Annotated in this window: 10 protein-coding genes and 2 pseudogenes; 11 read left to right on the top strand and 1 reads right to left on the bottom strand. The window is 61.6% G+C overall.

Annotation, left to right across the window (positions count from 1 at the left end):
- Positions 1-235, top strand: a pseudogene (locus tag AC1DYD_RS31695) (hypothetical protein); the annotation flags it as partial.
- A gap of 25 nt (positions 236-260) precedes the next feature.
- Here the strand turns inward: AC1DYD_RS31695 and AC1DYD_RS31700 are convergent.
- Positions 261-1,046: a GntR family transcriptional regulator gene (locus AC1DYD_RS31700; protein ID WP_478121681.1), complete on the bottom strand. Its 786-nt coding sequence runs from the start codon at positions 1,044-1,046 to the stop codon at positions 261-263.
- Positions 1,047-1,495: 449 nt separating this feature from the next.
- Here AC1DYD_RS31700 and AC1DYD_RS31705 point away from each other — a divergent pair, with 449 nt between their 5' ends.
- The 10 genes and pseudogenes from AC1DYD_RS31705 to AC1DYD_RS31750 all read left to right on the top strand — a co-directional run bounded on the left by AC1DYD_RS31705 (position 1,496) and on the right by AC1DYD_RS31750 (position 12,119).
- Positions 1,496-2,371, top strand: a complete 876-nt coding sequence (locus AC1DYD_RS31705; RefSeq protein WP_478176713.1) for an SMP-30/gluconolactonase/LRE family protein — start codon at positions 1,496-1,498, stop codon at positions 2,369-2,371.
- 27 nt (positions 2,372-2,398) lie between these two features.
- Entirely contained in the window at positions 2,399-3,178 is a 780-nt protein-coding gene (locus tag AC1DYD_RS31710; protein ID WP_478176714.1) for an SDR family oxidoreductase, read from the top strand.
- Between the two features lie 166 nt (positions 3,179-3,344).
- Positions 3,345-4,307 (top strand): 3-hydroxyacyl-CoA dehydrogenase, encoded by a 963-nt coding sequence (locus AC1DYD_RS31715; protein WP_478121955.1) that lies wholly within the window; start codon positions 3,345-3,347, stop codon positions 4,305-4,307.
- Between the two features lie 26 nt (positions 4,308-4,333).
- Positions 4,334-5,260, top strand: a complete 927-nt coding sequence (gene kce / locus AC1DYD_RS31720) for a 3,5-dioxohexanoate:acetyl-CoA acetone transferase (protein ID WP_478176715.1) — start codon at positions 4,334-4,336, stop codon at positions 5,258-5,260.
- Between the two features lie 84 nt (positions 5,261-5,344).
- Positions 5,345-6,445, top strand: a pseudogene (locus tag AC1DYD_RS31725) (enoyl-CoA hydratase/isomerase family protein).
- 213 nt (positions 6,446-6,658) lie between these two features.
- Complete coding sequence (locus tag AC1DYD_RS31730; protein WP_478176716.1) at positions 6,659-7,975, top strand: MFS transporter; 1,317 nt, start codon at positions 6,659-6,661, stop codon at positions 7,973-7,975.
- Between the two features lie 112 nt (positions 7,976-8,087).
- Positions 8,088-9,614, top strand: a complete 1,527-nt coding sequence (locus AC1DYD_RS31735; RefSeq protein WP_478176717.1) for a UxaA family hydrolase — start codon at positions 8,088-8,090, stop codon at positions 9,612-9,614.
- A gap of 38 nt (positions 9,615-9,652) precedes the next feature.
- Positions 9,653-10,312: a CoA transferase subunit A gene (locus AC1DYD_RS31740; RefSeq protein WP_478176718.1), complete on the top strand. Its 660-nt coding sequence runs from the start codon at positions 9,653-9,655 to the stop codon at positions 10,310-10,312.
- Complete coding sequence (locus AC1DYD_RS31745) at positions 10,305-10,955, top strand: 3-oxoacid CoA-transferase subunit B (protein ID WP_478121976.1); 651 nt, start codon at positions 10,305-10,307, stop codon at positions 10,953-10,955. The genes AC1DYD_RS31740 and AC1DYD_RS31745 overlap by 8 nt, the downstream gene beginning before the upstream one ends.
- 171 nt (positions 10,956-11,126) lie before the next feature.
- Positions 11,127-12,119: a Bug family tripartite tricarboxylate transporter substrate binding protein gene (locus AC1DYD_RS31750; protein ID WP_478176719.1), complete on the top strand. Its 993-nt coding sequence runs from the start codon at positions 11,127-11,129 to the stop codon at positions 12,117-12,119.
- The last annotated feature ends 44 nt before the right edge of the window (positions 12,120-12,163 follow it).

Below are 12,163 nucleotides of genomic sequence, written 5' to 3' on the forward strand. Positions count from 1 at the left end.
GTCGTGGCTGAACATGGTCTGGCTGAACATGGTCGAGCGCTTCTTCCGCGACATCTCGGAGAACCGCATCCGGCGCGACAGCTTCACCAGCGTGCCTGAGCTGGAATTGGCGATCGATCTCTATGTCGAGCACCACAACGCCAACCCCAAACCCTTCATATGGACCGCCAGCGCGACCGACATCCTGGCCAAGGTCACGCGAGCCAAGGCCGCGCTGGCAAGGAGTACAAGATAAGTACATATCTGAGTGGCGCACTGCACTAGCTGACGGGAAGTCCACGGGCCCGCCTCGCGGGTTTGGCGGGCTGAGGTGCGGGGACGGGGCGGGCCGTCGGCACAGCGGACGGGGAATCGGCATCGGCAACCAGCACGCCCGCTGTAACGATGAAGTCAGCGGCTCCTCGGAGATCCCCTGCCAATGCCTTGCTGGCCCCCACTGCATCCTTGTTCCTCAAGGCGGAGAAGATCCGATCGTGATGATCGGCCGAAACGTGTTCGGTCACGCGGGCGGACCCCGAACGCAAGTCGTAGTTGAGGATGGGGCCGATACGCAGCCAAAGCGCCTCGATCATTTCAAGCAGCATCGGCATACGCGCCTGCCGATAAATGGCGAAATGAAGCTCCTTGTTGAGCGCGATCAAATTCGCTTCATTCGGCTTCTTCAGCAAGCTTTCTCTCGAGAAGCGGTCATGTGCTGCCCCGATCTCGCGAAGCCCCCTCTCATCGACCAGCTCGGCGGCGCGGGCTGTTGCCAGGCCCTCGAGGTTGACGCGGATGTCGGTGATTTCGCGGAACTGGCTGACCGTCATGGTCGGTACACGAAGGACTCGGTTCGGCATCAGCTCGAGCGCTTTCTCCGACAGCAGGCGGTTAACCGCTTCCCGGACAGGCATCACGCTCACGCCGAGGCTCTGCGCAATCGTTCGCAGCGACAACTGTTCGCCAGGCATCACGCGCCCGCTTATCAGCAGTTCGCTCAACTGCTTGTAGACATCTCCGCTCAGGGTTTGGCGGGTAACCGGGGTGACGAGGCTCGAGAGGTCCATGCCCGAAGTATAGGACGAAACGTATTCACTGTGATCTCTTAGCACAGCCGCGAATGTCGCGAACACGGCGGTCTATCTAGGGATTTCCCTACTACGTATCTGTGATCACACATCGTACGATCACGACGAGTGAAACCGGGACACATCATGCAACCGACCTTCCGAAGATTGTTGCGATTCCTTGGCAATGGGCGGCGGGTCGCTGCACTCTCTGGCGTGCGTGTTGACCGCACGCTCATCGGTGCCTACAGGCTCTACCTCGGCATCCTCGGTGGGTGCTCATGCTGACCGCGCTCCAGACGCTGTTGGCGGGTACCACCTTGCCCTACGCGTCGCGTGCAATCCTGTTCGGCCTGGTTGTGCTGGCGGCCGTCGTCGGGTTGCGCGAGCGCCGTCGTTGAAGTGGGCGAAACCCACCACATTCCATCCATACGTACAAGGAGACACTCATGCGCATCGAAGTCTTGGTTGATGTGAAGACCACGCTAGGCGAGGGACCCGTTTGGGACGTGCAGGACCAGCGCCTGTATTGGATCGATAGTTTCGGCGGTCGCGTCTTCCGCTGCACCGCCGACGGGCGCGAGATTCGCGCATGGGACGTGCCCGAGAAGATCGGCTCGATGGCAGTTCGACGTGACGGCGGTGCGGTGGTATCTCTGGCAACCGGATTCCACTTCCTCGACTTTGAGACGGGCGATACCACGCTGATCGTGAACCCCGAGCCAGACAAGCCGGACAATCGGCTGAACGACGGAAAGGTTGATCAGCGGGGACGCTTCATAGCTGGAAGCATGGACACCCAGGAAGCTGGTCCGAACGGTTCGCTCTATCGCCTCGATCCTGATCTTTCATTGCATCGGCTCGATGACGGCATCATCGTCTCCAACGGCCCATGCTGGAGCCCGGACGGAAAGACCTTCTATTTTTCCGACACCTGGTCGGATGAGATCTGGGCCTACGACTACGACCTGGAGACGGGCAACGTGGCGAACCGCCGAACGTTCACCAAGCTCGGAATGTCTCCCGGCTGCGCGACGGATGGTTCGACGGTGGATGCCGAAGGCTTTGTCTGGAACGCGCAATGCTACGTTGGAAAGCTCTGTCGCTATGCACCTGATGGCTCGCTCGACCGGGTGATCGAGATGCCTGTCAAGAAGGTCACGAGTGTCAGCTTCGGCGGACCGAATCTCGACATCCTCTTCGTGACTTCGATGGCCCGCCCGCCGCTGCCCCGATTCCCTGGCGACGGTGTTCAACGCGGCAGCCTGTTCGCGATTCACGACCTTGGCATCCAGGGGTTGCCCGAGCCACGCTTCGGTGGCTGAGCGATGGCTCCAGACGAAGGACACCCCGTGACTGCACTGCTTTCAGGCCGACGCGCTTTGATCACGGCAGGCGCCAGCGGCATCGGACTTGCGATTGCGATCGCTTTCCACGAGGCCGGCGCGCAGGTCGTGATCTGCGATGTCGACGAGGCGGCGATGGCCCGAGCACGCCAGGCGCACCCGGACTGGGCCGTCGTGAACTGCGACGTCTCCGAGCGCGATCAAGTGGATGACCTTTTCGCGGCGATGGCCGAGCGTCATGGCGATCGGTTGGACATTCTGGTCAACAACGCTGGCGTTGCCGGGCCCACCGGTGGAATCGAGACGGTTGAACCTGACGAATGGGATCGGACGATTGCAATCAATCTGAGTGGCGTCTTCCTGGTCACGCGTCGCGCGGTGCCGCTGTTGAGAGCGGCAGGAGGTGGCGCCATCATCAACATCTCGTCGGCCGCCGGCAAACTGGGTTTTCCACTGCGCACGGCGTACTCGGCGAGCAAGTTCGGCGTCATTGGCCTGACGGAGACCTTGGCGATTGAACTCGGCGTGGACCAGATCCGCGTGAACGCCATTCTCCCCGGCGTGGTTGCCGGAGAGCGGCAGGACCGAGTGCTCGCCATCAAGGCGAAGGCCAATGGCATAAGCCTCGAAGAACAGCAGGAGCGGGCCGTCGCACGGGTGTCGATGCGAACGATGGTCCGAGCGCAGGACATCGCTCAAGCCGCACTCTATCTGGCCGGACCAGCCGGGCGATACGTCAGCGGAGAGAAATTGAGTGTTGGCGGCAACGTCGAGTCGATGTCTTGAACTCACCGAAATGCCCGACCGGGCCTTTTTCACCTTAAACCTTTACTCACGTGGAGCACAACATGACCCTGACAACCCTTCTCGTTGGTGCCGGTAGTGGCGCTTTCAACGCGCCCCCGGCACCTCCATGCCTGCGCACGGTAGATTCCGGGCCGGAGGGATCGAAGTGAACGCGCAAGCCACCTCTCCTCAATCTTCACAGCCGGTCGCTGTAGTCGGTGCAGGCTTGATTGGTCGGGCCTGGGCCATCGTGTTCGCGCGCGGCGGTCATCCGGTGCGCCTGCACGACGCGGATGCAGCCACGATGGCCGGGAGCCTGGCCTACATCGGCGAGCGCCTCAAGGAACTGGAGGCATTCGGGCTGCTCGACGACCCGGCAGAGGTCGTGCTGGCGCGAATCCGCTGCGAGCCGGATCTGGCCGACGCGCTGCGTGACGTGGTGATGGTGCAGGAGAACATCCGCGAAACGGTCGAGGCCAAGAAGGCCATCTTCGCGCAGCTCGATGCGCTGACCCCGCCGGAGGCGATATTGGCAAGCTCCACGTCATGGCTGCCGGCGTCCACCTTCACCGCCGACTTGGCGGGCCGCGGGCGTTGCCTGGTGGGTCATCCAACGAATCCGCCGTACCTCGTCCCGCTGGTCGAACTCTGCCCGGCGCCGTGGACAGATCCCAAAGCGATGGAGCGCGCGCATTCGCTTTACGAGGCAGCCGGCCAAACGCCTGTGACGCTTACGCGCGAAATCCATGGCTTTCTCCTCAACCGGGTTCAAGCCGCCGTGCTGAACGAGTGCTTCAGCCTGTTCGAGCAGGGCCTCGCAAGCTCCGATGACATCGACAAGGTGCTCAAGGACGGCCTCGCCTTGCGCTGGTCCTTCATGGGTCCTTTCGAGACGATTGATCTCAATGCCCCGGCGGGCGTCACGGACTACGCGAAGCGCTACGGCCAGCAGAACCGCGAGACAGTGGTCGACGTCCAGCCCTTTGGTTGGGGCGACGATACGCTCGCGCGGGTCGATGCAGAACGCCGCAAGCAACTGGACATCGCCGACATCGGCACCCGTTCGGCCTGGCGAGACCGCCGGCTGATGGCGCTGGCCGCGCACAAGCGCCAGGCACCGACCCACTGATCACATTCAACCCCCTGGAGAACCGCATGCCCCGCAAAGTCATCATCACCTGTGCCGTCACCGGCGCCATCCACACGCCGTCGATGTCGCCCTATCTGCCGGTCACCCCTGAAGAGATCACCCAGTCGGCCATCGGCGCGGCCGAAGCCGGCGCCGCCATCGTGCACCTTCATGCACGCGATCCGGTCGATGGAAGCCCTTCGCAGGATCCGGCACTCTTCAGGCAGTTCTTGCCGCAGATCAAGGCCGCGAGCGACGTGGTCATCAATCTGACGACTGGCGGCGCGCCAACGATGAAGCTGGAAGACCGGCTGCGCCCCGCGCTCGAGTTCAAGCCGGAGGTCGCATCCCTGAACATGGGGTCGATGAACATGGGCCTGTATCCCATGCTTGCCCGCTTCAAGGAGTTCAAGCATGCGTGGGAGGAGCCCTACCTGTCCGGCAGCCATGACCGCATCTTCAAGAACACCTTCACGGACATCGCGCACATCCTCCAGTCGTGCAGCGACAACGGCACGCGCTTCGAGATCGAGTGCTACGACATCGGTCACCTCTACACGGCCGCGCACTTCATCGAACGCGGCTTGATCAAGCCACCTTTTCTCATTCAGTCGGTCTTCGGCATCCTCGGGGGCATTGGTTCACACCCTGAGGATGTGCTTCACATGCGTCGCACGGCCGACCGCTTGTTCGGCGATGCCTACCAGTGGTCGGTGCTTCCGGCAGGGCGAAATCAGATGCCGATCGGCGCGCAGTCTGCCGCCATGGGCGGACATGTCCGGGTCGGCCTGGAGGATTCCTTGTGGGATGGCCCGGGCCAGTTGGCCAAAACCAACGCCGACCAGGTACTGCGCATGCGCCGCATTCTCGAGGGTCTCTCGCTCGAGGTGGCCACCCCCGACGATGCCCGGGAAATCCTTCAACTCAAGGGCGGCGACAACGTCAATTTCTAGCCGCGTTGAAGGCGGCGCGCGCTTCGAACCGGCTTCGGGGCGGTGCGGCCGCTGTCGCGTGCAGTTCATGAATGGAGTTTTGGGATGGACGCTATCAAGACAGACGCACCGGTGCAGAAGGAAAAGGTGGGTCGCGTCGGTGTTTTGACCCTGAATCGGCCGGCCAGCCTCAACGCGTTGGATCTGGATATGGTGCGGCTCTTCTCGGAGGCGCTCCAGGCCTGGGCAAAGGACAGTTCCGTGGTCGCGGTTGTCGTCAAGGGGGCAGGGCGGACCGGCAAGGCCCCGGCGTTTTGCGCCGGGGGAGACATCCGCTTTCAGCGCAATGCAGCGCTGGCGAATGATCCGGTTCTCGGCACTTTCTTCGATGAGGAATACCGGCTCAATCACCTCATCCACTGCTACCCCAAGCCATACATCGCGCTGATGGATGGCATCGTCATGGGGGGCGGGATGGGCCTGAGTCAACGCGCGTCTCTGCGGATTGTGACGGAGAACTCGACGCTCGCCATGCCGGAGACCAAGCTCGGGCTGTTCCCCGATGTCGGTGGGTGATGGTTCTTGTCGCGCTGCCCGGGGCGGATCGGCGAGTATCTGGCCATCACCGGCCAGTCCGTCAATGCCGCGGACGCGATCATGTGCGGTCTGGCGGACATCCAGGTGCCTTCCAGCAAGCTGGTTGAACTGACTTCGGCGTTCACCCGGCTGGACAATGCCCCAGCGATCGACCATGCGGCGCGAGCCGATGCGATCGAGGCCGGACCATCCAAATTGGGCGCCCTCCAAGCGGAGATCGATGAGCACTTCGCCCATGGCAACATGCTCGACATCGTGGCTTCGCTTTCACGAGACGGTCGCTCCTTTGCGCGCGAAGCGCTGGCGGCCATCCGTCAAAACTCCCCCTTGATGATGAGTGTGGCGCTGGAGCAAGTGCGTCGAGCCCGATCGTTGACGTTCTCCGACGAACTTCGCACCGAGCGCGTACTGATTCACAACAGTTTCCATAGGCGTCCCGGCGCAGCCGCTGAACCCGTGGAAGGCATACGGGCCTTGGTCGTGGACAAGGATCGCAACCCCCGGTGGAGCCCCCGACGGCTGGAGGACGTCACTGGCGAAGCCGTCCAGGAATACTTCGAGAGCCCCTGGGCAGCTTCGAATCATCCGCTCGCGCAGCTGGTGGGCTGACCCCCGCGTACGAGACCCGCTTCGCTCGAAAGCAGTTCCGGCGCGTGCCGGGGCCTCTCCGGGTAATCCCGCATTTTTATCTGTGATCACACATATATCATCACAACATTGGGTTGGCGATCTGCTTTGTGGTTAGGCCCGCACTCTGGGGTGGGGCATCCGCTCGCCAACGGACGCCCTCGCAGTCATCCCCACCTTTGGAGACCAAGGCAAATGCTCACCACAACCCCCGCCGACACTTGGCGGCCAGCGCCCCCGGACACCGCGGAGTCGCTGAATTCGTTGATGTTTCGAAAGTTGATGCCGCTCGTCGTGGCGGCCTATGTGATCAGCTTCCTTGATCGGACCAACATCGCGCTTGCCAAGAACTATCTGGCCGTCGATCTGGGAATCTCTGCTGCGGCTTACGGGTTGGGAGCTGGGCTCTTCTTCCTGACCTATGCCCTGATGGAAATTCCGAGCAATCTGATCATGCACCGCGTCGGCGCCAGGCTGTGGATCACGCGGATCATGGTGACGTGGGGACTGCTGTCGGCCGGCATGGCCTTCGTCACCGGCGAAACGTCCTTCTACGTCATGCGCATGTTGTTGGGTGCCGCAGAAGCTGGGCTGTATCCAGGCGTGATGCTCTATCTGACCTACTGGTTCGGACGCAAGGAGAGAGCTCGCGCCACAGGTTATTTCCTGCTCGGCGTGTGCTTGGCGAATATCGTGAGCGGCCCGCTGGGCGGCTTTCTGCTGCAGATGAACGGCTTCCTTGGGTGGCACGGATGGCAGTGGATGTTCATGCTGGAGGGCCTGCCTGCAGTGTTCTTCGCGATCGTGATCTGGAAGAAGCTGCCCAATGGCCCTTCGAGTGCAAAGTGGCTGTCTCGCTCCCAGGCGCTGGACGTCGAGCGACGCCTTGCCGCCGAGCGCGCCGAGCAAGAGGAGGCTGGCCACGTTGGCCATTCGTTCAAAGGCGCGTTTGTCGATCCTCAAATCTGGCTTGCCATTTTTGTCTACTTCTGCCACCAGATCAGCGTCTATACGGGCATTTTCTTTTTGCCTGGCATCATCGGCACTTACGCGAAGCTCTCGCCCGTACAGGTCGGCCTGTTGAACTCGCTGCCATGGATCGCAGCTGCGATCGGCGCCGCGACATTGCCACGCTTTGCGGACACCCCGCAGCGCGGGCGCAAGCTCTTGCTCGGCGGGTTGCTCGTGATGGCCGCCGGGCTTCTGACCGCAGCGTTCGCCGGCCCCGTGATCGCAATTCTAGGCTTCAGTCTCACCGCGGCGATGTTTTTTGTCGTGCAACCGGTGATCTTCCTGTTCACCTCGTCCCGCCTCGCAGGCGTGGCTCTGGCTGGCGGGTTGGCATTGCTAAACACCTTCGGAATCTCCGGTGGTTTTGTGGGCCCTTCCATCATGGGACTGATCGAACAATCGACCGGCCGCACCACCAACGGCCTGATCATCATCTCGGTGCTTCTGAGCGTTGCTGCGCTCGCCAGCACGAGGATGAGACAAGGACAGGAACGGACCTGACTTCAGCGCTGACATTCACCTGAGACAGCGTGCGCGGCGACCTTTTGAACGTCTCGCGCTGCCCACCTGGCTGCTTCACTCAGAAGCCAAATTTGACCTAGGAAGAAATCATATGAGCCACGATTCACTCGCCTTCAAGCTTCATCCGAATGACAACGTCGCGATCGCGCGAAATGCCATTGCCAAAGGAACTGTCCTTGCCGAGTTCGCCAACCTGGTCGTGACGGCAGACGTGCCTGCAGCGCACAAAGTGGCACTGGCACCGGTCGCCTTGGGCGAACCGGTTCTGCGCTACGGTCAGATCATCGGCTTCACGACCCAGCCCGTCTGGCCTGGTGAGCACGTCCACACGCACAACTTGGCCATGGGATCGTTCAAGCGCGACTACGCGTTCGGTGAAGACGCGAGAGTGCCGGCTCCGCCGGCGACGCCGGCCACGTTCAAGGGGTTCGTGCGTGCTGATGGCCGTGTGGCGACGCGCAACTACATTGGGGTTGTCAGCACCGTGAACTGCTCCGCCACGGTGACGAAGCTGGTGGTCGAGCACTTTTCCAAGAGTGATGCGCTGAAGGACTATCCGTTCGTCGACGGAGTCGTTCCCATTACCCACAGCTTCGGATGCTGCATCGAGCACAACGGAACCGGGGTGCAGCAGTTGCGCAGGACCCTGGGCGGCTTCGTGAAGCACGCCAACTTCGCCGGTGTAGTTGTCATCGGTTTGGGTTGCGAGGCCAACCAGATGGGCGCGATGTTCATGTCCGAGGGCATCGAGACCGGCAAGCTGATCGCACCGCTCGTGATTCAAGAAAAGGGCGGCACGCGCAAGACGGTCGAAGCCGCTATCGCCGCCGTGGAGGCGATGCTGCCGGTGGCGAACCAGTGCCGTCGCGAAGACGTGTCCGCCGCTCACCTGACCGTGGCACTGCAATGCGGGGGCTCTGACGGCTACTCGGGAATCACCGCGAATCCTGCGCTTGGCATGGCGGTCGACCTCCTGGTTGCGCATGGGGGAACTGCCATCCTGAGCGAAACCCCTGAGATCTACGGAGCCGAACATCTGTTGACGCGACGGGCCGTGAACCGTGAGGTAGGGCAGGGCATCGTCGATCTCATCAAGTGGTGGGAGGATTACGCGGACCGGGAGAAGGGCAGCATCGACAACAACCCGACACCGGGCAACAAGTCCGGTGGGTTGACCACGATTCTCGAGAAGTCTTTGGGCGCGGTGGCCAAAAGCGGCTCTTCCGCCCTGATGGGCGTCTACCGCTACGCCGAACCGATCACGACGCACGGCCTGGTCTTCATGGATGCGCCCGGCTACGACCCGATGGGGGCGACCGGACAAATTGCCAGCGGAGCCAACCTGGTCGCTTTCACGACGGGTCGTGGCTCGTGCTTCGGGGCAAAGCCATCTCCCTCGATCAAGTTGGCCACCAACACGAAGATGTTCTTGCGAATGAAGGACGACATGGACATCAACTGCGGCGACGTGATGGATGGCGGCGCAACCCTTGAATCGAAGGGGCGAGAGATCTTCGAGCTCATGCTCAGGATCGCATCAGGCGAGATGTCCAAGAGCGAGGAACTCGGCCTCGGAAACGAAGAGACGGTGCCGTGGATGATCGGCGCTCAGATGTGAGTTGACGCAGCGGACAAGCCTTGATCCATCCGCCAACCATGAAAACCATTCAACCTCCGAACGCCGCGAACTTGATACCTGACGGCGCGACCCTGCTGATCGGCGGTTTCATGGGGGCAGGAACGCCACCGCGTCTCATCGACGCGCTCGTCAAGCTGGGAAGACGAGACCTGACAGTGATCGCCAATGACACTGCACGGCCGGGCGTAGGCATCGGCAAGCTCATCGACGCCAAGCTCGTAAGTCGAATCGTGACGAGCCACATCGGCACCAATCCAGAGACGCAGCGGCAGATGATCGCGGGTGAGGTGCTTGTCGACCTGGTGCCGCAGGGGACTCTTGTGGAACGTATTCGGGCCGGGGGATTCGGACTCGGCGGCGTTCTGACGCAGACAGGGCTTGGGACCCTCGCAGCGCAAGGCAAGCAAGTGGTCGAAGTCGATGGCAAGACGTTTCTGCTGGAGCTGCCTCTCAAGGCCGACTTCGCTCTGATCAATGCGAGGCGTGCCGACTACCTCGGCAACCTGGAGTACGCATTGACCTCTCGGAACTTCAATCCAATCATGGCGATGGCTGCTGGAACAGTCATCGCAGAAGCGGAAGACATGGTTCCTGTGGGTGTCATCCCGCCCGATGCGGTCATGACGCCCCACGTGTTGATCCAGTACCTGGTCTGCAAGGAGAGCGCGAATGGGTGACAAGGAATTGATCGCCCGCCGGATCGCGAAAGAGCTTCGCGATGGTCAGCTCGTCAACCTGGGGATCGGACTCCCGACGCAGGTAGCGCACCACTTGCCCAAGGGCGTGAATGTGTTTTTTCAGTCCGAGAACGGTCTGATCGGCATGCTGCCGCTACCTGAGGAGGGCTTTGCGTGGGCTGATCTTACTGACGCAGGCGGCCGCCCAGTCGGCGCCGGGCCTGGGGCCTGTGCAATCGATTCGGCCATGTCCTTCGGCCTCATTCGTGGTGGGCACCTCGACGTGACCGTTCTCGGCGGCCTTCAGGTGGACGAGGCGGGGCATTTGGCGAACTGGCTCATTCCAGGGGTCATGGTGCCCGGTATGGGCGGCGCCATGGACCTCGTCACGGGCGCCAGGCGGGTCATTGTGGCAATGACGCACACGGCCAGAGGCGCGCCAAAGCTTGTCAAACGGTGCGCCTATCCGATCACCTCGACCCGGCGTGTCGATTTGATCGTCACGGAACTCGCCGTCATCGAACCGGGGCAGGCTGGGCTGATGTTGCGCGAGACGGCGCCGGGCGTGACGGTCGAGCAGGTCGTCAGTGCGACGGGTGCGCGACTGATCGTGCCGGATGACGTTCACGAGATGCGTATTTGATGGAAGCACGCATTCTTGATGGTGGCTGCTGCGCCACTGCCCACGGCATAGGTCATTTCCGATTCAAGCAACGGGCCTCGGCCGCTCGATCGGGGTAAGTCCTATGCTCTTTGTGTGATCACACATATACGATCACGACATTCAATATTTTTGAGACCTAAGGAGACTGCAATGAATATCCTGTCCAGACGCCGCGTGTTGAAGTTGGCAGCCGTCGGCGCGGCGACGTCCGCTTTCAGTCCTCTCGCTGCGATCGCGCAGGCGACGCAATGGCCCATGAAGCCAATTTCCGTTCTCGTGGGTTATCCGCCGGGYGGTCTGACGGATGCCGGAGCGCGATTCCTCAGCCGGGGAATGGCAACGGCTCTTGCACAGCCTGTCGTGATCGACAACAAGCCGGGCGCGGGAGGCAATATCGCTGCAGCCGAGGTGCAGCGCGCGAACGACCCGTACAAGTTTCTGGTGGCCAATACGAGCTTCACCATCAACCCCCATACCTACTCCACGCCTTCGCCTGTTCCGACCGAGTTCACTCCTATTGGGCTGATCTTGGAATCTCAATTGGTACTGGTCGTGAATCCTGCATCGCCGGCGAAGAACCTTGCTGGCTTCGTTGCCTGGGTCAAGGCAGAAAGCGAAAAGGGGTTTAGCTACGCCTCGTCGGGAAATGGCGGCAACACGCATTTGGCGATGGAATATTTCCGGGAGAGAGCTGGCCTGCCGAAGATGAGCCAAGTGCCCTACCGCGGCAGCGCTCCAGCCATCCAAGACGTTGTGGGAAATCAGGTGCCCTGCTTGATGGATGCGGCGTCCCTCCTGATCCCATTCATTTCCAGCGGCAAGCTGCGGCCAATTCTCGTTACCGGTAGCACGCGGCTTCCGGCGCTTCCCGACGTTCCCACAGCGGCGGAACTTGGCATCAAGGACTTTGTGGTCACCGTGTTCGTAGGGCTTTACGGTCCGCCAAAGTTGCCCGCCGATGTCGTCACCAAAGCCAATGCGGCAATGAATGCCGCACTTGGCGATCCCGCAGTCACCTCTCAGATTGTGAAGAATGGGGATATGGTAGGCGGCGGAACATCGGAGCGCCTCGCCACGCTCACGCGAGACAACTACAAACTTTGGGGCGACGTGGCCAAGCGAAACAACATTCGTGCTGAATGAGGCAGTGATTATCGGGTCTCAGATCCGAAGGTCGAGTCGGAGTC

The sequence above is a fragment of the Variovorax sp. P4_B11 genome, from assembly GCF_056402355.1.

Bases quoted from the DNA above. Each gene is read 5' to 3' on its own strand.
- AC1DYD_RS31700 (WP_478121681.1), bottom strand. From the start codon at position 1,046: ATGGACCTCTCGAGCCTCGTCACCCCGGTTACCCGCCAAACCCTGAGC.
- AC1DYD_RS31705 (WP_478176713.1), top strand. From the start codon at position 1,496: ATGCGCATCGAAGTCTTGGTTGATGTGAAGACCACGCTAGGCGAGGGA.
- kce (WP_478176715.1), top strand. From the start codon at position 4,334: ATGCCCCGCAAAGTCATCATCACCTGTGCCGTCACCGGCGCCATCCAC.
- AC1DYD_RS31730 (WP_478176716.1), top strand. From the start codon at position 6,659: ATGCTCACCACAACCCCCGCCGACACTTGGCGGCCAGCGCCCCCGGAC.
- AC1DYD_RS31735 (WP_478176717.1), top strand. From the start codon at position 8,088: ATGAGCCACGATTCACTCGCCTTCAAGCTTCATCCGAATGACAACGTC.
- AC1DYD_RS31740 (WP_478176718.1), top strand. From the start codon at position 9,653: ATGAAAACCATTCAACCTCCGAACGCCGCGAACTTGATACCTGACGGC.
- AC1DYD_RS31745 (WP_478121976.1), top strand. From the start codon at position 10,305: ATGGGTGACAAGGAATTGATCGCCCGCCGGATCGCGAAAGAGCTTCGC.